Source organism: Xanthobacter agilis, from assembly GCF_021730435.1.
In the GTDB taxonomy this organism is placed as follows: Bacteria; Pseudomonadota; Alphaproteobacteria; order Rhizobiales; family Xanthobacteraceae; genus Xanthobacter; species Xanthobacter agilis.
In genome coordinates, this window is record NZ_JABWGX010000024.1 from 47,569 (window position 1) to 69,765 (window position 22,197).

Annotated in this window: 20 protein-coding genes; 16 read left to right on the forward strand and 4 right to left on the reverse strand. The window is 67.6% G+C overall.

From position 1 onward, the window contains the following. Nucleotides 1-10 precede the first annotated feature (10 nt). Nucleotides 11-1,813 carry a chloride channel protein gene (locus HUW53_RS16510; RefSeq protein ID WP_237346863.1) on the forward strand — a complete coding sequence of 601 codons (1,803 nt, stop codon included), beginning with the start codon at nucleotides 11-13 and terminating at the stop codon, nucleotides 1,811-1,813. 108 nt (nucleotides 1,814-1,921) lie between these two features. On the opposite strand, the gene HUW53_RS16515 is transcribed toward HUW53_RS16510, so the two are convergent. Beyond that, on the reverse strand, nucleotides 1,922-2,500 hold the full coding sequence (locus HUW53_RS16515) for a flavodoxin family protein (protein ID WP_237346864.1): 579 nt from the start codon (nucleotides 2,498-2,500) through the stop codon (nucleotides 1,922-1,924). 180 nt (nucleotides 2,501-2,680) lie between these two features. On the opposite strand from HUW53_RS16515, the gene HUW53_RS16520 reads away from it, so the two are divergent. From HUW53_RS16520 to HUW53_RS16565, 10 genes are all read left to right on the forward strand, one after another. After that, on the forward strand, nucleotides 2,681-2,995 hold the full coding sequence (locus HUW53_RS16520; RefSeq protein ID WP_237346865.1) for an FtsB family cell division protein: 315 nt from the start codon (nucleotides 2,681-2,683) through the stop codon (nucleotides 2,993-2,995). A gap of 162 nt (nucleotides 2,996-3,157) precedes the next feature. Continuing rightward, on the forward strand, nucleotides 3,158-4,171 hold the full coding sequence (gene pdhA, locus HUW53_RS16525; RefSeq protein WP_237346866.1) for a pyruvate dehydrogenase (acetyl-transferring) E1 component subunit alpha: 1,014 nt from the start codon (nucleotides 3,158-3,160) through the stop codon (nucleotides 4,169-4,171). A 299-nt stretch (nucleotides 4,172-4,470) separates the two neighbouring features. Beyond that, entirely contained in the window at nucleotides 4,471-5,835 is a 1,365-nt protein-coding gene (locus HUW53_RS16530) for a pyruvate dehydrogenase complex E1 component subunit beta (RefSeq protein ID WP_237346867.1), read from the forward strand. Between the two features lie 11 nt (nucleotides 5,836-5,846). Further along, on the forward strand, nucleotides 5,847-7,178 hold the full coding sequence (locus HUW53_RS16535) for a pyruvate dehydrogenase complex dihydrolipoamide acetyltransferase (protein ID WP_237346868.1): 1,332 nt from the start codon (nucleotides 5,847-5,849) through the stop codon (nucleotides 7,176-7,178). Between the two features lie 167 nt (nucleotides 7,179-7,345). Beyond that, entirely contained in the window at nucleotides 7,346-7,582 is a 237-nt protein-coding gene (locus HUW53_RS16540) for an HP1242/YdcH family protein (protein WP_237346869.1), read from the forward strand. A gap of 235 nt (nucleotides 7,583-7,817) precedes the next feature. Next, nucleotides 7,818-8,414, forward strand: coding sequence for a nucleoside 2-deoxyribosyltransferase (locus tag HUW53_RS16545; protein ID WP_237346870.1), 597 nt, complete (start codon nucleotides 7,818-7,820; stop codon nucleotides 8,412-8,414). A 52-nt stretch (nucleotides 8,415-8,466) separates the two neighbouring features. Continuing rightward, nucleotides 8,467-9,882 (forward strand): dihydrolipoyl dehydrogenase, encoded by a 1,416-nt coding sequence (gene lpdA / locus HUW53_RS16550; RefSeq protein WP_237346871.1) that lies wholly within the window; start codon nucleotides 8,467-8,469, stop codon nucleotides 9,880-9,882. Nucleotides 9,883-9,962: 80 nt separating this feature from the next. Then, nucleotides 9,963-10,241 (forward strand): GlsB/YeaQ/YmgE family stress response membrane protein, encoded by a 279-nt coding sequence (locus HUW53_RS16555; protein WP_237346872.1) that lies wholly within the window; start codon nucleotides 9,963-9,965, stop codon nucleotides 10,239-10,241. Nucleotides 10,242-10,502: 261 nt separating this feature from the next. Continuing rightward, entirely contained in the window at nucleotides 10,503-11,456 is a 954-nt protein-coding gene (gene lipA / locus HUW53_RS16560; protein ID WP_237346873.1) for a lipoyl synthase, read from the forward strand. A 6-nt stretch (nucleotides 11,457-11,462) separates the two neighbouring features. Beyond that, nucleotides 11,463-11,918 carry a type II toxin-antitoxin system RatA family toxin gene (locus tag HUW53_RS16565; RefSeq protein WP_237346874.1) on the forward strand — a complete coding sequence of 152 codons (456 nt, stop codon included), beginning with the start codon at nucleotides 11,463-11,465 and terminating at the stop codon, nucleotides 11,916-11,918. A gap of 52 nt (nucleotides 11,919-11,970) precedes the next feature. On the opposite strand, the gene HUW53_RS16570 is transcribed toward HUW53_RS16565, so the two are convergent. The 3 genes from HUW53_RS16570 to HUW53_RS16580 all read right to left on the reverse strand — a co-directional run bounded on the left by HUW53_RS16570 (nucleotide 11,971) and on the right by HUW53_RS16580 (nucleotide 14,140). After that, nucleotides 11,971-12,366, reverse strand: a complete 396-nt coding sequence (locus HUW53_RS16570) for a rhodanese-like domain-containing protein (RefSeq protein WP_237346875.1) — start codon at nucleotides 12,364-12,366, stop codon at nucleotides 11,971-11,973. 77 nt (nucleotides 12,367-12,443) lie between these two features. Next, nucleotides 12,444-12,938: a CinA family protein gene (locus HUW53_RS16575; RefSeq protein WP_237346876.1), complete on the reverse strand. Its 495-nt coding sequence runs from the start codon at nucleotides 12,936-12,938 to the stop codon at nucleotides 12,444-12,446. Then, the gene (locus HUW53_RS16580; protein ID WP_237346877.1) at nucleotides 12,935-14,140 is read right to left on the reverse strand and encodes a bifunctional 2-C-methyl-D-erythritol 4-phosphate cytidylyltransferase/2-C-methyl-D-erythritol 2,4-cyclodiphosphate synthase; all 1,206 of its coding nucleotides are present in this window, start codon (nucleotides 14,138-14,140) and stop codon (nucleotides 12,935-12,937) included. Before HUW53_RS16580 ends, HUW53_RS16575 begins: the two co-directional genes overlap by 4 nt. Before the next feature lie 274 nt (nucleotides 14,141-14,414). Between HUW53_RS16580 and dusB the strand changes: the two genes are divergently transcribed. The 5 genes from dusB (at nucleotide 14,415) to ntrX (ending at nucleotide 22,106) form a co-directional block, all read left to right on the forward strand. Further along, nucleotides 14,415-15,413 carry a tRNA dihydrouridine synthase DusB gene (gene dusB / locus HUW53_RS16585; protein ID WP_237346878.1) on the forward strand — a complete coding sequence of 333 codons (999 nt, stop codon included), beginning with the start codon at nucleotides 14,415-14,417 and terminating at the stop codon, nucleotides 15,411-15,413. A gap of 17 nt (nucleotides 15,414-15,430) precedes the next feature. Then, the gene (locus HUW53_RS16590; RefSeq protein ID WP_237346893.1) at nucleotides 15,431-16,558 is read left to right on the forward strand and encodes a two-component system sensor histidine kinase NtrB; all 1,128 of its coding nucleotides are present in this window, start codon (nucleotides 15,431-15,433) and stop codon (nucleotides 16,556-16,558) included. Between the two features lie 7 nt (nucleotides 16,559-16,565). Then, nucleotides 16,566-18,008 (forward strand): nitrogen regulation protein NR(I), encoded by a 1,443-nt coding sequence (gene ntrC, locus HUW53_RS16595; RefSeq protein ID WP_237346879.1) that lies wholly within the window; start codon nucleotides 16,566-16,568, stop codon nucleotides 18,006-18,008. Between the two features lie 483 nt (nucleotides 18,009-18,491). Then, entirely contained in the window at nucleotides 18,492-20,735 is a 2,244-nt protein-coding gene (locus HUW53_RS16600; protein ID WP_237346880.1) for a sensor histidine kinase NtrY-like, read from the forward strand. Between the two features lie 3 nt (nucleotides 20,736-20,738). Continuing rightward, a complete protein-coding gene (ntrX, locus tag HUW53_RS16605; protein WP_237346881.1) occupies nucleotides 20,739-22,106 on the forward strand; it encodes a nitrogen assimilation response regulator NtrX in 1,368 nt (455 codons plus the stop codon). Nucleotides 22,107-22,197: the final 91 nt, after the last annotated feature.

A 22,197-nucleotide genomic window follows, 5' to 3' on the forward strand; every position in this document is an offset into this window, starting at 1 on the left:
GGGGCCGCCCTTGGCCGCGCAGCCCGAAGGCGCAGCAGGTGAGCCGCATGTGCTGCCCGCCGGCCTGCTCCCCCGCCTGTGGACCTTTGTCCGGGCGCAGGTGCGCGCCCATGAGGTGCTGGTGGTGGCTCTCGCCGCGCTCATCGGCACCTGCGCCGGGGCGGCGGCGACCGCCATGGGGGTCGTCACCCAATTCATGCACGAGCTGCTGTTCGGTCTCGCCTCCGGCGAGCGGCTGAGCGCGTCGCCGGCGCTTCATTCGCCATGGCTGGTGCTGGTGCCAGCGGCGGGCGGGGTCATGATGGGGGGCATCGCCCTGGCGTTGAAGCGCTGGCGGCCCCACGCCATCGTCGATCCGATCGAGGCCAATGCCTTGCACGGCGGGCAGATGTCGCTCACCGACAGCATCATCCTGGCGCTCCAGACCATGGTGTCCAACGGCTTCGGCGCGTCGCTGGGGCTGGAAGCGGGCTATAGCCAGATCGGCGGCGGCATCGCTTCGCGCTTCGGGGCCATCTTCGCGCTCCGGCGCAACGACATGCGCATCCTGGTGGGGGCGGGCGCCGCCGCCGGCCTCGGCGCGGCATTCGACGCGCCGCTGATGGGGGCCTTCTACGGGTTCGAGCTCATCATCGGCACCTATTCCATTCCCGCCGCCATTCCGGTGCTGGCCGCCACCTTGTGCGGCGTGGTCACCGCGCGCACGCTCGGCCTGCACGCCGAGCCGCTCACCATCGCCCATCTGCCGGAGGTCGACGCGTCGCAGTTCGTGCCGTTCCTGCTGCTGGGCCTTGTCGCGGCGGTGGTGGCGATCGGCATCATGCGGCTGGTGACGGCGGTGGAGTGGGTGGTGGGGCACAGCCGTCTGCCGGCGCCCTTGCGCACCGGGCTGGCGGGGCTCGCCGTCGGGTGCCTGGCCCTCTACTCGCCGCAGGTGCTCTCCGATGGCCATGGCGCGCTGCACGCGCAGGTGGGGAGCGCGGTCACCCTTTCGGTGGTGGTCATCTTGGCCTTCAAGGTGTTGGCCTCGGCCCTGTCCGTGGGGTCGGGATTTCGCGGCGGCCTGTTCTTCGCGTCCCTGTTCCTGGGGGCGCTGATGGGCAAGCTCTATGCCGTCGGCGTGGAGCTGCTTTTTCCCGGCATCGGCCTCGGGCTCGCGCCATCGGTGGCGGCGGTGGTGGGCATGGGCGCGCTGGCCGTGGGGGTCATCGGCGGGCCGCTGACCATGAGCTTCCTGGTGCTGGAGATGACCGGCGACCTCACCCTGACGGGGCTGGTGGTGGGCGCGGCCGCGGTCACCTCCCTGACCGTGCGGGAAACGTTCGGCTATTCCTTCTCCACCTGGCGGCTGCACCTGCGCGGCGAGACCATCCGCAGCGCCCAGGATGTGGGCTGGATGCGCAGCCTTACCGTCGCCGCCATGATGCGCACGGACATGCGCATCTTTCCCCGCGACGGCACCCTCGGCGGCCTGCGGCAGGCGTTTCCCCTTGGCTCGGTGCGCCTGGTGGTGCTGGTGGACGACGCGGGTGGGTATGCCGGTCTGGTGCGGGTTTCGGAGGGCTATGCCGACCATCGCGAGCCGGGCACGCCGGTCCAGGAGATCGCCCGCCACGCCGACGCCATGCTGCTGCCGGCCATGAATGTGAAGGAAGCCGCCAGGGCGTTCGAGGCCGCGGGGGCGGAGGAGCTGCCGGTCGTGAGTGATTACGAGTCCCGGCGGCTGGTGGGCCTGCTCAGCGAATCCCATGTCCTGCGCCGATACGCCGAGCGGCTCGACATGGCGCGGCGCGGCCTCGGCGCCGAGGACTGAGGCCTTCGGCATCCGCGCGGCATGGGGCGCCGGTCCGGCCCCATGCAAAAGCCCGGACGCGGCCGGGCTTTCACACTGCGGGATCGGTGCGCGGCGCGAGACCGGACCTCAGGCGCCCTTGGTCCAGCGCACGGCGGCTTCGGCCACGCGCTTGCCGAGGTGGGCGGCGGTCTTGCGGTCGGCCTCGGGGGGCACCACGTCCGCGCCCTGATCGACGTTCGACTGGGCGAAGGCGCCGCCGAAACCGCCCAGGCGGTTCAGATCGTTGACGGAGGCGGTGGAGGCATTGTTGCCGGGGTGCAGGCCGAGGCCAACCCAGATCATGCCGTGCTGCTGCGACAGCGTGATGAGGGCGTTGAGGCCCTGCAGCTTGTCGCCGCTCTGGCTGCCGGAATTGACGAAGCCGGCCGCGAGCTTGTCCTTCCAGGCCAACGACATCCAGCGTTTGGAGCTCTTTTCGGCAAATCCCTGGAAGCCGGCGGACACGTTGCCCATGTAGATCGGCGAGCCGAAGATGATGGCGGCGGCGCCGTCCAGCACATCCCACTTGGAATCCACCTCATCCACCGAGATCAGGACGCCCTCAACCGCATCCACTTCCTTGATGCCGGCGAGCACGGCCTCGGCCTGCACCTTCGTGTGGCCGTAACCGGAATGATAGACGATGGCGACAACGGGCTTGGACATGTGAGTCTCCCTTGGGGTTCGTGCCAAGAATGCGTCGCCGCTGGTTTTGCCGTGCAAATCTGACGCTTTCCAGACAAGAATGCGCAAGCGCTCTATGCAGGAATGCAATCAAGCGGCGTGGTGTTCGATGCCCGAGCGCCCTTAAGGCGCTGGAAACCAGCGACGGCGATACTTCCGCCCATGCAAAGCCGCTCCCGCCTTCAATCCGCCCTCGCGACCCTGGCCCTGCATGTCGGCGCCGCCGCGCTCATCGCCTATTTCGCGTACAACGCCTACACGGGCGACCACGGGATCGTGGCCCAGCGCAATTATGAGCTGGAAACCCAGCACCTTGAGAGCGAGCTGGCGACCCTCAAGGCACAGCGCGTGGCTCTTGAAAACAAGGTGTCGTTGCTCGCCGCCACCCGGCTCGATCCGGACATGCTGGACGAGGAGGGGCGCCGCCAGCTCAACTTCATTCATTCCAAGGATCTCGTGCTGCTTCGCAGCAATTGAACTGATATTCAGTTCATTCCACAGATGAACCATAAATTAGTTCATCTGTTTGAAATCAAGAGTTTGCAAGGTTTTGCGCTGCAATATGTGCAATTCGCGCTTTCCGTGTAGGGGAAGGTGCGCTAGAGAGTCCGGCGATTTCAGCGCATCCAGAGGTCGCCGATGGCTCCCAGGAAATCCGCCGCACGCGCCGCCACAGCCGCGGGCGGGTCTGCAACCTTCACGAAAAATGAGGAGCTTTTCGCGTATCGCGAGATGCTGCTGATCCGCCGCTTCGAGGAGAAGGCGGGACAGATGTACGGCATGGGCCTCATCGGCGGCTTCTGCCACCTCTACATCGGCCAGGAGGCCGTCGTGGTGGGCATGCAGATGGCCATGAAGGACGGCGACCAGGTCATCACCGGCTATCGTGACCACGGCCACATGCTGGCCGCCGGCATGAACCCCGACGGCGTGATGGCCGAGCTCACCGGCCGCCGCGGCGGCTATTCCAAGGGCAAGGGCGGCTCGATGCATATGTTCAGCATCGAGAAGCAATTCTTCGGCGGCCACGGCATCGTCGGCGCGCAGGTGTCGTTGGGCACCGGACTGGCCTTCGCCGATCGCTACCGCGGCAATGGCGCGGTCAGCGTCACCTATTTCGGCGACGGCGCGGCCAACCAGGGGCAGGTCTACGAGAGCTTCAACATGGCGGAGCTGTGGAAGCTGCCCGTCGTGTACGTGATCGAGAACAACAAATACGCCATGGGCACCTCGGTGACCCGCTCCTCGGCCCAGACCGACTTCTCGAAGCGGGGCGTCTCCTTCAATATCCCCGGCGAGCAGGTGGACGGCATGGACGTGCGTGCCGTGCGCGCGGCCGGCGAGCGGGCCCTGGCCTTCGCCCGCGAGGGCAACGGTCCCTACATTCTGGAAATGCAGACCTACCGCTATCGCGGCCACTCCATGTCCGATCCGGCCAAGTACCGGTCGAAGGAGGAGGTGCAGAAGATGCGGACCGAGCATGATCCCATCGAGCAGGTCCGCGCCCGTCTCCTCGCCGATCACGCCGCGACGGAGGAGGAGTTGAAGAAGATGGACGCCGAGGTGCGCGACATCGTCGCCGCCGCCGCCGACTTCGCCTCCCACGATCCGGAGCCGGACCCGGCCGAGCTCTACACCGACGTGATGCGCTGAGGCCGCCCCGTGGCCGCCGCCCTTTTCGCTCCCCCGCATTGGACCGTTCCGGCCCGCGCGGGGCAAGCCGGGAAGGTCGCCGGCGGCCGTGAGGCGTGCGGCGGGGGCGGGGGGATGATCCGCCTATATCCCCGCCGCTCGGCCCCCTTGTGCGCGCACCGGCGCGCTGGCGCCCTTTTCATCGTCGTGCTGGCGCCCGGCGGCGCGGCGATCCCCGCTTTCCCTCCGAACCATCCGCGTGCGTCCGCCGGGGCCCTGGCTCCCGTGCCCGGAGCGCCGCCGAGCAAGAGCTGACTGCCATGGCCATCGACGTCCTCATGCCGGCCCTGTCTCCCACCATGGAGAAGGGCAACCTGACCAAATGGGTGAAGAAGGAAGGTGACACGGTAAAATCCGGCGACGTGCTCGCCGAGATCGAGACCGACAAGGCCACCATGGAGGTGGAGGCCGTGGACGAAGGCATTCTGGCGAAGATCCTGGTGCCTGAAGGCACCCAGGACGTGGCGGTCAACACCCCCATCGCCATCATCGCCGCCGAGGGCGAGGACGTGAGCGCCGCTGCCGCCGCGCCCGCGCCGGTCGCCGAGGTGCCCGCGCCGGCGGCGGCAACGCCGGCCGCGCCCGCCATTGTGGCCGCATTGCCCACCGTGGCGAGCGATCCGGAGGTGCCGGCCGGCACCGAATATGTGAGCATGACCGTGCGCGAGGCCCTGCGCGACGCCATGGCGGAAGAGATGCGCCGCGACGGCGACGTGTTCGTGATGGGCGAAGAGGTGGCTGAATACCAAGGCGCCTACAAGATCACGCAAGGACTGCTGCAGGAGTTCGGCGACAGGCGCGTCATCGATACCCCCATCACCGAGCACGGCTTTGCTGGTGTCGGTGTCGGCGCGGCGTTCGCGGGTCTGAAGCCCATCGTGGAATTCATGACCTTCAACTTCGCCATGCAGGCCATCGACCAGATCATCAATTCTGCGGCCAAGACCCATTACATGTCGGGCGGGCAGGTGACCTCGTCCATCGTGTTCCGCGGCCCCAACGGCGCGGCCGCCCGCGTCGCCGCCCAGCACAGCCAGGACTATACGGCCTGGTACTCCAACGTGCCGGGCCTGAAGGTGATCGCCCCCTATTCCGCCGCCGATGCCAAGGGCCTGCTGAAGGCCGCCATCCGCGACCCGAACCCGGTGATCTTCCTGGAAAACGAGATCCTCTACGGCCACACCTTCGAGGTGCCGAAGCTGGATGACTATGTGCTGCCCATCGGCAAGGCGCGCGTCGCCCGGGCGGGCAAGGACGTGACGATCGTGTCCTTCTCCATCGGCATGACCTATGCGCTGAAGGCGGCCGACGAACTGGCCAAGCAGGGCATCGAGGCCGAGGTGATCGACCTGCGCACCATCCGCCCCATGGATGTGGAGACCATTGTCGCCTCGGTAAAGAAGACCGGCCGCTGCGTGAGCGTGGAAGAGGGCTGGCCGCAGTCCGGCATTGGCGCTGAGATCGTGGCCCAGCTCATGGACAAGGCGTTCGACTATCTCGACGCCCCGGTGCTGCGGGTGACCGGCAAGGATGTGCCCATGCCCTATGCCGCCAATCTCGAAAAGCTCGCCTTGCCGACGGTCGCCGAGGTGATCGAGGCTGTCCGCGCCGTGACCTATCGCTGAGGGGATTTGCGATGCCCGTCGATATCCTGATGCCCGCCCTGTCTCCCACCATGGAGAAGGGCAACCTTGCCAAATGGGTCAAGAAGGAAGGCGACACGGTGAAATCCGGCGATGTGCTCGCCGAGATCGAGACCGACAAGGCCACCATGGAAGTGGAGGCCGTGGATGAGGGTGTGCTCGCCAAGATCCTGGTGCCCGAAGGCACCCAGGATGTGCCGGTGAACCAGCTGATCGCCGTTCTGGCCGGCGAAGGTGAGGACGTGAAGGCCGTTGCCGCCGCCGCGGGGCAGGGCGCTGCGCCCGCCGTGGCCCCGGCTCCCGCCGCCGCCAGTGCTCCAGCCGCGGCGCCCGCTCCCGTGGCGGCGCCCGCACCGGCGGCCCCGGCCGTTGCCGGCGGACGGGTGTTCGCCTCGCCGCTGGCGCGGCGGATTGCCAAGGACAAGGGCGTGGATCTTGCCGCCGTCGCGGGGTCCGGCCCTCACGGTCGTATCATCGCCCGCGATGTCGAGGCCGCCCGGCCCGGCGCGCAGCCGGCCGCCGCGGCACCTGTAGCCGCCACCACCGCTCCCGCGACCGCGCCCAAGGCCGCGCTTGCCACCGCGCCCGGCGTGGATCAGGTCAAGGCCATGTTCGAGCCCGGCTCCTATGAGGAAGTCCAGCTCGACGGCATGCGCAAGACCATCGCCCGCCGGCTGGTGGAGAGCGAGCAGGTGACCCCCACCTTCTTCCTCACGGTGGATTGCGACCTGGACGATCTGTCGGCGCTGCGCGAGCAGGTCAATGCCAATGCCCCCAAGGACAAGGACGGCAAGGCGGCCTACCGCGTCTCGGTCAACGACTTCATCATCAAGGCGCTGGCGCTGGCGCTCCAGAAGGTGCCCGCCTGCAACGCGGTGTGGGCGGAAGATCGCATCCTGCGGATGAAGCATTCGGACGTGGGGGTGGCGGTGGCCATTGACGGCGGCCTTTACGCCCCGGTGGTGAAGAAGGCGGAGCAGAAGACCATTTCGGTCATCTCCAACGAGATGCGCGATCTGGCCGCCCGCGCGCGCACCAAGAAGCTGAAGCCGGAAGAATATTCCGGCGGCTCGTCCTCGGTCTCGAACCTTGGGATGATGGGTATCCGCAACTTCACGGCCATCATCAACGCGCCGCAGGCGTCCATTTTCGCCATCGGCGCGTCCGAGCAGCGGGTGGTGGCGCGCGGCGGCGAGATGAAGATCGTCACGCAGATGACCGTCACCATGACCTGTGACCATCGGGTGATGGATGGGGCCTTGGGCGCCGAGCTGCTCGCCGCCTTCAAGGGCTTCATCGAAAAGCCCATGAGCATGCTGGTCTAGGCACGGCCGCACCCGCGAGGGCCGGTCCCGGTGGCTCGGCTCGAACGGCTGGTGTAAGGCGGACCCGCCGCGCCGCATGTGCGCGGTGCGCCCGTGCGGGTGCATGAGGAGACTGGCGCCGCTGCGGGTGAACCGGCCGGCGGTGCCCAACATCAGGTGAAAAGAAGATGAGCAACACGCCCCACGAACTCGCCGCCGACTTTCCGGAATATGCCGAGAAGATCCAGGCCCTGAAGGCGAGCGACGCCCATTTCGCCAAGCTTTACGACGCCTATCACGAGGTGAACGGCAAGGTGCACCGCGCCGAGACCGACGTGGAGCCCACCGGTGACGACGAGGTGGAAGCCATGCGCCGCGAGCGCGTGCAGCTCAAGGACGAGCTGTTCGCCATCCTGAGCAAGTGAGCGCCAGCCGCGCGCGACGCTGAATCGCGCGGACGGAAACGCCGCGCGTCACCGGGGCGCGGGGTCCGCTCCGCCCCAACGTCCGCCGCCGCTCTCCCCATCACGGGCGAGCGGCGCGGACCGGCGGGCGGCGCAACGACCGCACCGGAGAAGCGCTAATTGTTTGTTTTTTCGTAATTTCGGACGCAACGCCGCTTCACACTTCTGCTGAAATTGCTCTTGAAGGGCGACCGTGATGAAGCTCTATCTCGCCGGCCCCGAAGTGTTCCTCGACGATGCGCGCGAGATCGGCCGGCGCAAGCTGGAGCTGTGCGAGCGGTTCGGGTTCAGCGGCCTGTTTCCCATTGATGGAGAGCCGCTGCTGGTGGACGATGCCGGGACGCTTGCCCGCGCCATTTTCGCCAACAACCTCGCCTTGATGCGCACCGCCGACGCGGTGCTCGCCAATCTCACGCCGTTTCGCGGCGTCAGCGCCGATCCCGGCACCGCCTTCGAGGTGGGTTTCGCCTTCGCTCTGGGCAAGCCGGTGGCCGCCTACAGCAATGTGCCGGGGCAGTTGCTCCACCGCGCCCATGCCGCCATCGGACATGCCGCCATCGGAGCGGCGGGCGCGGGCAGTGCGCACACCTTTCTGGCCGATGGGCTCCATGTGGAGGACTTCGGCCATTTCGATAATCTGATGCTGGCCGAAGCGCTCGAGGCCAGCCGCTTGCCGGTGGTCCAGGCCCAGACCCCCACCGCGGACCCGTTCCGCGACCTTTCCCTGTTTGAACAGACGCTCACGGCGCTGGCCGAGGCCCGCGCCGCGGGGCGGCTGGCACCCTCACCCTAGCCCTGACCCGCCGAGAACCCGCGCAGCGCGGCGGCATCCCGAGGAGGCTCCCATGGCGGACACCTACGACATCATCGTCATCGGCGGCGGGCCGGGCGGCTATGTGGCCGCCATCCGCGCCGCGCAGCTCGGCTTCAAGACGGCCGTGGTGGAAAAGAGCCATCTCGGCGGCATCTGCCTCAACTGGGGCTGCATCCCCACCAAGGCGCTGCTGCGCTCGGCCGAGATCTACCACTATATGGAGCACGCCAAGGATTACGGCCTGTCGGCGGAGAAGGTGTCTTTCGACATCGCGGCCGTGGTGAAGCGCTCGCGCGGGGTCTCGGCCCAGCTCGCCACGGGCGTGGGCTTCCTGCTCAACAAGAACAAGGTGGATGTGATCTGGGGCAAGGCCACCTTCGCCGCTCCGGGCAAGCTGAAGGTCGAAGCCGCCGCCAACCCGCCCAAGGGCGCCAAGGGCGGTGGCGACTATGAGGCCAAGCACATCATCATCGCCACCGGTGCCCGCCCCCGTGCCCTGCCGGGCATCGAGCCCGACAAGAAGCTCATTTGGACCTATTTCGACGCCATGGTGCCGGAAAAGACTCCCAAGAGCCTCCTGGTGATGGGCTCCGGCGCCATCGGCATCGAGTTCGCCTCCTTTTATCGCACCATGGGCGCCGAGGTGACGGTGGTGGAAGTGCTGCCCCAGATCCTGCCGGTGGAGGACGAGGAAATCGCCGCCATCGCCCGCAAGCGGTTCGAGAAGCAGGGCATGAAGATCCTGTCCGGCGCCAAGGTGGCGGGCGTCACCAAGCATGCCGACAGCCTCACCGTCCATGTGGTGGACGACAAGGGCGCCAAGCAGGACATCACGGTCGAGCGCATGATTTCCGCCGTGGGCGTCGTGGGCAATGTGGAGGGCCTCGGCCTTGAGGCCATCGGCGTGAAGCACGAGCGCGGCATCATCGCCATCGACGGCTATGGGCGCACCAACGTGCCCGGCGTCTATGCCATCGGCGATATCGCGGGCGCGCCCATGCTGGCGCACAAGGCGGAGCACGAGGGCGTCATCTGCGTCGAGACCATCAAGGGGCTGCATACCCACCCCATGGACAAGGGCAAGATCCCCGGCTGCACCTATTGCACCCCGCAGATCGCCTCGGTGGGCCTCACCGAGAAGAAGGCCAAGGAGGCCGGGCGCCAGATCAAGGTCGGCCGCTTCCCCTTCATCGGCAACGGCAAGGCGATCGCGCTCGGCGAACCGGACGGGCTGGTCAAGACCATCTTCGACGCCAAGACCGGCGAGCTGCTGGGCGCCCACATGGTGGGGGCCGAGGTCACCGAGCTGATCCAGGGCTTCGTCGTGGCCATGAATCTCGAAACTACCGAGGAAGAACTGATCCACACCGTGTTCCCGCATCCGACCCTTTCGGAAATGATGCATGAGAGCGTCATGGCCGCCTATGGACGCGCGATCCACGTCTGAGCCGCCGCTGCGTCGGCTCGGAATTTGAGCTAAGAGAGGAGGCCGCCCGTTGCGGGCGGTCTCGGGGCGGGACAGCGACCATGGACACCGAAACCTACGCATTCTTGAACCAGCCGGGGGTCGGCTTCTTCTCCATGCTGCTGATCGGGCTCATCGCCGGCTGGGTGGCCGAGCGGGTAACCGAGAGCAACCACGGGCTTCTCACCAATCTGCTGGTGGGCATCCTGGGCGCCTTCTTCGGGGGCTGGCTGGCCCAGCAGCTCGCCATTCCGGTGTTCGGCTTCTTCCGTACCCTGGTGGCCGCCATCGTCGGCGCCATCATCCTGCTATGGGTGTGGCGGGCGATCCGATCGCGCTAGAACAATTCCAGCGAAAGTGTGCAGCGGTTTTGCGCCTGGAATTGCGACAAAACAAAAAATTTAGCGCATTTCCGGTGAACGGGAGTTCACCGGAAATGCGCTAAGTCGGTCATCCGCAGCGAAGGTCTGGTGGCGCAGGGCAGGGGCGTCGCCTATATGGGGAAAGGTTTCCCCGAACGCATGTCATCGCCGCGCCTCGACCGGCGGGGTGCAAGGGTTCGGCGCCCGTCGCCACGGGGCCGCACGAAGTTGGACAAGGCCATGGTCAATGTGATCGACACGCTGAACCGTCCCCGCCACCCGGAGAAGGCCCACCGGCCGCTCACCGAGGTCCAGCGCAAACCGGAATGGATCCGCGTGAAGGCGCCTGGGTCGGCCGGCTGGTCGGAAACCGCCGGCATCGTGCGCGCCAACGGCCTGCACACGGTGTGTGAGGAAGCGGGCTGCCCCAACATCGGCGAGTGCTGGGAAAAGAAGCACGCGACCATGATGATTATGGGCGATACCTGCACCAGAGCCTGCGCCTTCTGCAACGTGCGCACCGGCATGCCCGGCCCCCTCGATCAGGACGAGCCGCAGAAGGTGGCGGACGCGGTGGGCGCCCTCGGCCTGTCCCATGTGGTCATCACTTCGGTGGACCGGGACGACCTGGCCGACGGCGGGGCGCAGCATTTCGCCTTGACCATCGCCGCCATCCGCGCCACCAGCCCGAAGACCACCATCGAGATCCTCACCCCCGATTTCCTGCGCAAGGACGGCGCGCTGGAGGTGGTGGTGGCGGCCCGGCCCGACGTGTTCAATCACAATCTGGAAACGGTGCCCTCCAAGTATCTGACGGTGCGGCCCGGCGCGCGCTATTTCCACTCGCTGCGCCTGCTGCAGAAGGTGAAGGAGCTCGACCCCACCCTTTTCACCAAGTCCGGCATCATGGTCGGCCTCGGGGAGGAGCGGAACGAGGTGCTCCAGCTCATGGACGATCTGCGCTCGGCGGACGTGGATTTCCTCACCATCGGGCAATATCTCCAGCCCACCCGCCAGCACCACAAGGTCGAGACATTCGTGACGCCCGACGCGTTCAAGGCTTATGAGACGGTGGCCTTCGCCAAGGGCTTCCTGATGGTGTCGTCGAGCCCGCTCACCCGCTCGTCCCACCATGCGGGCGAAGACTTCGCCAAGCTGCGCGAGGCCCGCGCCGCCAAGCTGCGGCGGGCCTGAGCCACCGTGCCGTCATTCTCCAACGCGCGGCGGGTGAAGCACACCGCCGCCGACATGTTCAATCTTGTGGCTGACGTGGAGCGCTATCCGGAGTTCGTGCCCCTGTGCGCGGCGCTCCGGGTGAAGCGCCGTGCCCGCTCCGACGACGGGATCGAGATCCTGGTCGCCGACATGACCGTCGCCTACAAGATGATCCGCGAGACCTTCACCTCGCGCGTCATGCTCGACCGCCCGCGCCTCACCATCCATGTGGAATATCTCGACGGCCCCTTCAGCCGCCTGGACAACCGCTGGGAGTTCCTGCCGCGCGGGGAGGGGGAATGCGAGGTGAAGTTCTTCATCTCCTACGAATTCCGCTCCCGCGCGCTGGGCCTGCTCATGGGCGCCATGTTCGACGCCGCCTTCCGCCGCTTCGCCGACGCCTTCGAGGCGCGGGCGGACCAAGTCTACGGGGTGGCCTGAGCGGTGAGAGGGTTTTCGGCGAACCCCGGCTCAGACTTTTGCTGAAATTGCTCTATTTCCGTCCCACCGGCGCGCCGGCCTCCTTCCAGGCCTTGAAGCCTCCGGCCACATGCATCACCGGCTTGAGCCCCATCTCCATGGCGGTCGCCGCGCTCAACGCCGAGCGCCAGCCGCCAGCGCACAGGAAAATGAAGGCTTTATCCTCGGCGAAGACGGGCTTGAAATAAGGGCTTTCGGGATCGATCCAGAATTCCAGCATCCCGCGCGGACAATGGAAGGCACCGGGAATGGTCCCCTCCCGCTCCAACTCGCGCGGATCACGCACATCCACGAGCACGCTTGCTCCGTCCGCCAAGCGCTGCGCCGCCTGCTGCGGGGTGAGCGCCTCAACGCGCGCATTCGCTTCCGCGAGCAAGGCCTTGTAGCCGCGGATGATGGTCTGGGGCATGAATTGTCCTCTCGGCGTTTGTGAGATTCAGGGCCGAGGAAGCGGGCGCCGCCCGCTCCCGTCAAGGACGCGAGCGCTCAGCCCGCGGCCGCTTCCGCCAGCAGGCTCAGCGCCACCAGCACCGAGCGGCGGCGGATCTCGCCACGGTCCAGCGCGCCGAAGCGCATTTCGCAATAGCGTGTGGCGCCATCCGGCCGGGCGCAGGCGAAATGCACAAGGCCCACCGGCTTCTCTGTCGATCCGCCACCCGGCCCCGCCACGCCGGTGATGGATACCGCGGCGCTCACGCCGGCGGCGGCGCGGGCGCCCTCGGCCATGGCGCGGGCGGTCTCGGCGCTGACGGCCCCATGCGCGGCAAGGGTGGCCTCGGGCACGCCGAGCATGGCCATCTTGGCGGCGTTTGAATAGGTCACGAAGCCCCGGTCCATCACGTCCGAGGAGCCCGGCACCGCGGTCAGCGCCCCGGCCACGAGGCCGCCGGTGCAGGACTCGGCGGTTGCGATGGTCCAGCCCCTGGCGCGGAAGGCGGCGAGCACCGCCTCGGCGGCGGCGTAGGTCTCGGCGTCGATCATGCGTCGTCCTCCGTGAACGGCAGGCGGATGGTGGCGCTCGCCATGGCCGCGATGCCCTCGCGGCGGCCGGTGAAGCCGAGCTTCTCGGTGGTGGTGGCCTTCACGCTGACGCGGCCGACCGGCACGCCGGCGATGCCCGCGACCTGGGCGCGAATGGCCTCGCGGTGCGGGCCGACCTTGGGCGCCTCGCAGATGAGGGTCAGGTCGAGATGGGCGACGCGGCCGCCCCGCGCCGCCACCAGCCCCACCGCATGGGCCAGGAAACGGTCGGACGAGGCGCCCTTCCATTGCGGATCGGACGGCGGGAAGTGGGCGCCGATGTCGCCGTCGCCCAGCGCGCCGAGGACGGCATCGGTGAGCGCGTGAAGCCCCACATCCGCGTCCGAATGGCCGGCGAGGGCGAAGGCGTGGGGGATGGCCACGCCGCCCAGCATCACATGGTCGCCGGGAGCGAAGGCATGGACATCGAAGCCGGTGCCCATGCGCACGTCCGGCAGGCTGGCAAGGCCGCCGCCCGCGGCCTCTCGCGCGGCGCGGGCGAGATCCTCGGCGGATGTGAGCTTCACGTTGGTCGTCTCCCCTTCGAAAGTGGCCACCGAATGGCCCGCCCATTCCATCACCGCCGCATCGTCGGTGAGGTTGACGATGCCGGCCGCCGCCGCCGCGTCATGGGCCAGCGACAGGGCCTCAAGGTCGAACGCCTGCGGCGTCTGCACCGTGCGCAGGGCGGCGCGGTCCAGCGTCTCCGCCACCGCGCCGCGCTCGCCCACGGTCTTGATGGTGTCGGTGACGGGCAGCACCGGAATGGCCGCATCGTATCGCGCGGTGGCGGCGATGGCGCGCGAGATGAGGGCCGGCGAGGCGAACGGACGGGCGGCGTCATGAACGAGGACGCTGCACGGGGATTGGGCGGCCAAAGCGTGAAGACCCGCCCGCACGGAATCCTGGCGGGTGGCTCCGCCCGCAACCGGTGCCAGCATCTTGGGCAAATCGGCGGCGGCCTCCGCAAAGAGGTCCGAATCATCCTTATGAATGACGGTGAGCACGCCGCTGACCTCCGGATGTGCCGCGAAAAGCTGTAGGGTCTGGCGCAGGACCGATTGTCCGCCGATCAGACGGTATTGCTTCGGCACCGGACCGCCGGCACGGGTGCCGCGGCCGGCCGCGACGACGATGGCGATGCAGCGCCTGGAATTGGTCATGGGCGTGTCTTTCCGGGCGTCTTTCGTTGGGGCGTCTCGGTTCGCGGCGGTCCGCATCGCGCGTGGGATGCGCGCGGGACTGCGCTTCAGGTGTTCAAGCGCGCTTGCGCCGCACGCGCAAGAGGGGCGGTGCCAGCGCGGCGTCAGATGCCATTTTTGATGCGGCGCCGCACATCTGCGCACACTGCACTTGCACCGGCGCCGTAAATGTCTAAGATATAGGCAACGCTGACCTGGCCCAATTTCTGTGCATCAAAAAGACACTGCTTCGCCCATGATTCTGCGGATCGGACCGCACCTCCTTCCCAACGCGGTTCTGCTCGCTCCCATGGCCGGCATCACCGACGCCCCGCTGCGACGCATGGCTCTGCGGTATGGCGCCGGGCTGGCGATCTCGGAGATGGTGGCAAGCAACGCGCTGTTGGATGGTCATCCGGAAATGGTGTTGCGCGCCGAAGGGCAGGGGGTGGCGCTGCATGCGGTGCAGATCGCCGGCAACGATCCCTATTGGATGGGAGAGGCCGCGCGGATGGCGCAAGGCGCTGGGGCCGGCCTCATCGACATCAACATGGGCTGCCCGGCGAAGCGCGTGACCACCGGCGCGGCCGGCGCGGCCCTGCTCAAGGACCTGCCGCTGGCCCGGCGCATTCTGGACGCCGTGCGCGCCGCGGTGAGCGTGCCGGTGAGCGTGAAGACGCGCCTGGGTTGGGACGAAGGGAATCCGACCGCCGTCGCCTTGGCCCGCATGGCCGAAGACGCGGGCCTCGCGATGGTGACGGTGCACGGGCGCACCCGCAGCCAGTTCTATACCGGCCGGGCCGATTGGGCGGCCATTCGCGCGGTGAAGGCGGCGGTGAACATTCCGGTGATCGCCAATGGCGATCTCAACCGGGCCGAGGATGCGGCGCTTATGCTGGCCGCATCGGGCGCGGACGGGGTGATGATCGGTCGCGGCGCCCAGGGCCGCCCGTGGTTTCCCGGACAGGTGGCGCGGACATTGGCCGACGGCCGCGCGCCCGCCGATCCGCCGCTTTGCGCGCAGCGCGATGTGCTGCTCGAGCTCTACGAGGGGTGGCTCGGCCTCTACGGTGTCCGGCTCGGCCTGCGGCAGGCGCGCAAGCATCTGAGCTGGGCGCTCGACGCGGTTGGCGGGACCGGCGCCGAATGGACCTTGAACTGGCGCGCCCGCCTGCTCACGGCCGACGATCCCGAGGTGGTGAAGGCCGGCATCGCGGCGGCCTATGACGAACTCATGTGGAGGGCGGCGGCATGACGGCCGAAGCCAGGAAGATGGACACCAAACGCAAGTCGCAGCAGGACCCGGAACAGTGCCTCACGCGGGCCATCCTGGACGCCGTGCCGCATCCGCTCTTCACCATCTCCGATACCGGTCATGTGGTGGATGCGAACGTGGCGGCGGAAGCCTTCTTCGAGGTCAGCGCGCCGCTTCTGCGGCGCCGGCCGTTCACCGAGTTCGTGCCGTTCGGAACGCCGCTGCTCGGCCTCATCGATCAGGTGCGCGCGCGTGGTGCGCCGGTCAATGAGTATCGCGTGGACCTCGGCACCCCGCGCAACGGCGGCGAGCGCATCGTGGACATCCATGTGGCGCCGGTGGCCGAGCGGCCGGAACATGTGGTGGTGATGCTCCAGGAGCGCACCATCGCCGACAAGATGGACCGCCAGCTCACCCATCGCGGCGCCGCGCGTTCGGTGAGCGCGCTCGCCTCCATGCTGGCGCACGAAATCAAGAATCCGCTGTCGGGTATCCGCGGCGCGGCGCAGCTTCTGGAACAATCGGCGGGCGACGAGGACCGGGCATTGACCCGCCTTATCTGCGATGAGGCCGACCGCATCGTGAAGCTGGTGGACCGCATGGAGGTGTTTTCCGACGAGCGCCCGGTGGAGCGCGAGCCGGTCAACATTCATGCGGTGCTGGAGCATGTGCGCACGCTCGCCATGAGCGGGTTCGGGCGCAACATCCGCTTCGTGGAGGACTATGACCCCTCGCTGCCGCCGGTGCTCGCGAACCGCGACCAGCTGATCCAGGTGTTTCTCAACCTGGTGAAGAATGCGGCGGAAGCCCTTGAGGGCGACCCCGACGGCGAGATCCAGCTCACCACCGCGTTCCGCCCCGGCGTGCGGCTGACCGTTCCCGGCGCCTCCTCCAGGGTCAGCCTGCCGCTGGAATTCTGCGTGCGCGACAACGGCAAGGGCGTGCCGGACGATCTCGTCCCCCATCTGTTCGACCCGTTCGTGACCACCAAGCCCACGGGCAGTGGCCTCGGACTTGCTTTGGTCGCGAAGATTATCGGCGACCACGGCGGCATCGTCGAATGCGAGAGCCAGCCCCGCCGCACCACCTTCCGCGTGCTCCTGCCCATGTATCGCGGAAAGAGTTCCGCCAAAGAGGCCAACTGAGGTGTCCATGCCTACCGGAAGCATCCTGGTCGCCGACGACGACGCCGCGATCCGCACGGTGCTCAATCAGGCCCTGTCGCGGGCCGGATATGAAGTGCGCTCCTGCGGCAATGCGGCGACCCTCTGGCGCTGGGTGAGCCAGGGCGATGGCGACCTCGTCATCACCGACGTCGTGATGCCCGACGAGAACGCATTCGACCTCCTGCCGCGCATCAAGAAGGCGCGGCCGGACCTGCCGGTCATCGTGATGAGCGCGCAGAACACCTTCATGACCGCCATCCGCGCCTCCGAGCGCGGGGCTTATGAATATCTGCCCAAGCCCTTCGACCTGAAGGAGCTGATCTCGATCGTCGGCCGCGCCCTCGCCGAGCCGAAGAAGGGCGACCACGGCACGCACCTGCCGGAGGAACAGGACAACATTCCCCTGGTGGGCCGCTCCCCGGCCATGCAGGAGATTTACCGCCTGCTCGCCCGCCTGATGCAGACCGACCTCACGGTGATGATCGTGGGCGAGAGCGGCACCGGCAAGGAGCTGGTGGCCCGCGCGCTCCACGACTACGGCAAGCGCCGCACCGGGCCGTTCGTGGCCATCAACATGGCGGCGATCCCGCGTGACCTGATCGAATCGGAGCTGTTCGGCCACGAGAAGGGCTCGTTCACCGGCGCCACCACCCGCAACCCCGGTCGCTTCGAGCAGGCTGAGGGCGGCACGCTGTTCCTGGACGAGATCGGCGACATGCCCATGGAGGCGCAGACCCGCCTTCTGCGCGTGCTCCAGCAGGGCGAATACACCACGGTCGGCGGGCGCACGCCCATCAAGACCGACGTGCGCATCATCGCCGCCACCAACAAGGATCTGCGCACCCTGATTCAGCAGGGCCTGTTCCGCGAGGATTTGTTCTTCCGCCTCAATGTGGTGCCGCTGCGTCTTCCACCGCTGCGCGAGCGCTCCGAGGATGTGCCGGACCTGGTGCGCCACTTCTTCCTGCAGGCCGAACGTGAAGGTTTGCCGGCGAAGCAGATCGACGGCGCGGCCCTGGATCGGCTGAAGCGCTACCGCTGGCCGGGCAATGTGCGCGAGCTCGAAAACCTCGTGCGGCGCCTTGCGGCTCTGTATCCGCAGGAGGTCATCACCACCGGCATCATCGACGCCGAGCTGTCCGAGCCGATGCCCAGCGCGCTGAGCGAGGAGGGGCCGGTGGATGCCACCCTGGCGGCCTCGGTCGAGCGGCATCTCAATACATATTTCGCCGGCTTCGGAGAAGATTTGCCGCCTCCAGGGCTTTACCACCGGATTCTGAAGGACGTGGAATATCCCCTTCTGTCCGCAGCACTCGCGGCGACGCGCGGCAACCAGATCAAGGCGGCCGAGCTGCTGGGCCTCAACCGCAACACCCTGCGCAAGAAGATCCGCGACCTCGACATCCAGGTCATTCGCACGAGCCGCTGAGCACAGCGCATGGCCGTCGCTGGCGGCCCCGGTCGGCCGGCGACGTTGCCGCCGCATGGGGAGATTCAGGGCGGGGATCTGCGCTTCGGTTCGGAAGGGGCGCTGAAATCTGGCCGCATCTTTGTCGCAGGTGAGATGGGGCTTGAGATGGGGCTCTTGCCGTGGAGGGCTCCCTCCGCGGCCGGCGCGGACCGTGGCCGCATGGTGAAAGCCCGTCGGTAACCTTGGCGCGACGCCGGTTTCGCAGGTTCTCCCGCGAGCGCATCCCGCGCCTGCGGGCAATGGCCGGTTCGCCTCGGCTTCCGCGCCGCTGCGGGATGGGGCTACCTGAGCCTTCACATCGCCTTGGATGCAATGTCGTGTTGCGCTGGCGAATGTCACATTTTTGCACCAGTGTCGTTCCACTGCATCACGCGGTGCTGTCGTGCATCGCGAGTGAGTCGCGGCGTCGGCCGCTGAGTCCAGTCCAGGAACGACCGTCATATGAACCAAGCGCCTGCCGAGGACGCACCGGGCCGTCGCACGCCCCGCCGCAGGCTGCTGGCACGGCTGTTCGCGCCAGCCTTGGTGGTACTGGCGCTCGCCTGGGCGATGGCGGCCTTCGTGATCCTCACCGGGCTCACGCGCATCGTGCCCACCGAGGAAGTGGTGCAGGGCGTGCTATGGGGCTGCGGCGTCGCGGGTCTCATCCTGCTGGCCGTCATCGGCCGCGAGATATGGGGCATCCTGCGGGAGCGCGCGCGGGGGCGGGCCGCCGCCCGCCTGCTGGTGCGCATCGTCGGCCTGTTCACGGTCATCGCCGTGGTGCCGACGGTGGTGGTGGCCATCGTCGCGAGCCTGACCCTCGACCGCAGCCTCGACCGCTATTTCTCAAGCCGAACACAGAACATCGTCGCCACCGCCGGCTCGGTCGCGCAAAATTATGTGCGCGAGCACGCCCTTTCGATTCGCGGCGATGTTCTGGCCATGGCCAACGATCTTTCGCGCCTCAAGTCCCTCTATGATACCGACAACGAGAAATTTCAGCAGATCTTCACCGCCCAGGCGGCGCTGCGGAACGTGCCGGGCGCCCAGATCATCCGGCGCGACCTCACCTCTTTGGAGCGGGCCAATTTGCGCACCGAGCGCGAATATCTGGTGCCGGCCAACATCGCCATCAACGAGGCCACCGCCGAACAACCCATCATCTATCTGCCGCCCGAGGCGGATTTCGTGGGCGCCGTGGTGCCGCTCGCCAATTTCGATGACCTTTTCCTCTATGTGGCCCGCCCCATCGACCCGCGGGTGATCGGCTACCTGAAGGTGACCCACGACACGCTGATGGACTACCGCGCGCTGGAGGAGCGGCGGTTCCAGGTGCAGCTCGCCTTTGCCCTTATGTATGCCCTCGTCACCCTGATCGTGCTGCTGTCGGCGGTGTGGCTCGCCATCAACTTCTCGAAGTGGCTGGTGGCGCCCATCCGCCGCCTGATGTGGGCGGCCGATCGCGTCGCCGCCGGCAACCTCGACGTGCAGGTGCCGGTCCATACGTCCGAGGGCGACCTCGCCACCCTGGGCGCGACCTTCAACAACATGACGTCGGAGCTGAAGACTCAGCGCAACGACATCGTTCGCGCCCGCGACCAGATGGACAGCCGACGCCGCTTCACCGAGGCGGTGCTGGCGGGGGTGGGTGCGGGCGTGATCGGCCTTGATGCGGATGAGCGCGTCACCATCCTCAACCGGTCGGCCGAACGGCTCCTCGGGCTCACCGAGGCAGAGGCCCTCGGCCGCAAGCTGGCGGACGTGGTGCCGGAAACGGCGGAGCTCATCGCCGAGGCCGAAGGGGCAGGGCAACGCATCGTGCAGGGCAACATCACCCTCCACCGCGACGGCCGCGAGCGGGTGTTCGCCATGCGCGTCACCACCGAGCAATCGTCCGAGGCCGATCACGGCTGGGTCGTCACCCTCGACGACATCACCGCCCTTATCACCGCCCAGCGCACTTCCGCCTGGGCCGACGTGGCGCGACGCATCGCCCACGAAATCAAGAATCCGCTGACCCCCATCCAGCTCTCCGCCGAGCGGCTGAAGCGCAAATATGGGCGTCACATCACCCAGGATCGCGATGTGTTTGACCAGTGCACGGATACCATCATCCGCCAGGTGGGCGATATCGGGCGCATGGTGGACGAGTTCTCTTCCTTCGCGCGCATGCCGAAGCCGGTGGTGGATTCCCAGGACCTGAGCGAGACCATCCGCCAGGCGGTGTTCCTGATGCGGGTCGGGCATCCCGCGGTCACCTTCGAGACCGACCTGCCCATGGCCCTTCCCGGTCGCTACGACCGCCGACTGATCTCGCAAGCGCTCACCAACATTCTGAAGAATGCGGCGGAAGCCATTGATGGCGTTGCAGAAAGCGAGAAGGGCGCGCCGCGCATCAAGGTCAAGGCTGAACAAGTGGGTGAGGATCTGGTGATCGACATCATCGACAACGGGATGGGCCTGCCCCAGGACAAGCGCAGCCGCCTGCTGGAGCCTTATGTGACCACCCGCGAGAAGGGCACGGGCCTCGGCCTCGCCATCGTCGGGAAGATCATGGAGGAGCATGGCGGCTCCATCGAGCTCAACGATTCGCCGGAAGGACGCGGCGCCTGGATCCGCCTGCGGCTGCGGGTCGACGGCCAGCCGTCCGGTAACGGCCGGGCGGCGTCGCTGCCTTCCACCCCTGTTTCCGGGAGAGCCTGACCCATGGCCATGGATATCCTCATCGTCGACGACGAGGCCGACATCGGAGATCTGGTGGCCGGCATCCTGGAGGACGAGGGCTATTCCGCCCGGACCGCCCGCGACGCGGATGGCGCCCTCGCCGCCATCGCCGCCCGGCGGCCGAACCTCATCTTCCTGGACATCTGGCTCCAGGGCAGCCGGCTCGACGGGCTGGAGCTGCTGAACGAGATCAAGGCCCAATATCCCGATGTGCCGGTGGTGATGATCTCCGGCCACGGCAACATCGAGACGGCGGTCGCCGCCATCAAGCGCGGCGCCTACGATTTCATCGAGAAGCCGTTCAACGCCGACCGGCTGGTGATGGTGGCCGAGCGGGCGCTCGAGACGCTGCGCCTCAGGCGCGAGCTGAAGGAGCTGAAGCAGCTTGCCCCCCATGCGCGCGTGCTGGTGGGGCGCTCCAGCGCCGTGCAGCAGCTCAAGTCCACGGTGGAGCGGGTGGGGCCCACCAACAGCCGCATCCTCATCGTCGGCCCCTCCGGCTCGGGCAAGGAACTCACTGCGCGCATGATCCACGCGGCGTCGAACCGCGCCCAGGGTCCGTTCGTGGTGCTCAATTCCGCGTCCATCACGCCCGAGCGCCTCGAATACGAGCTGTTCGGCGTGACCGAGGGGGACGGCCGGGATGCCAAGCGCGGCGCCCTCGAGGAGGCGCACGGCGGGACCTTGTTCCTGGACGAAATCGCGGACATGTCGCGGGAAACCCAGAACCGGGTGCTGCGCGTGCTGGTGGAGCAGACCTTCACGCGGATCGGCTCCAACGAGCGGGTGAGCGTGGATGTGCGGATCATCTCGTCCACCGCGCGCAACATGGAGGACGAGATCTCCAAGGGCCACTTCCGCGAGGATCTTTACCACCGCCTGTCGGTGGTCCCGATCCGGGTGCCGCCACTGGCCGAGCGGCGGGAGGATGTTCCCGACCTCGTGGAGTTTTTCGTGGACACGATCTCCCAGACCACGGGCATGCCGCGCCGGCCCATCGGGGAGGACGCCATGGCGGTACTGCAAAGCCACGACTGGCCGGGCAACATCCGCCAGCTGCGCAACAATGTGGAGCGGCTCCTGATCCTTGCCGGCGGCGATCCGGAAGCGACCATCACCGCCGCCATGCTGCCGCAGGATGTGGGCGCGCTAGTGCCCAGCCTGCCCAACGGCAATGGCGGCGAGCACCTCATGGGCTTGCCGCTGCGCGAGGCGCGCGAGGTGTTCGAGCGCGAATATCTGGCGGCGCAGATCAACCGCTTCGGCGGCAACATCTCCCGCACGGCTGAATTCGTGGGGATGGAGCGCTCGGCGCTGCATCGCAAGCTGAAGGCGCTGGGGGTCGGCTGAGGCCCCCCGCCCCCCGGCGGATCACGAGCGGACTCGTCATCCGCGCGCGAAACGCCTAGCTTCAGACGGAATCGGTCTGCCTGAGCGCCGG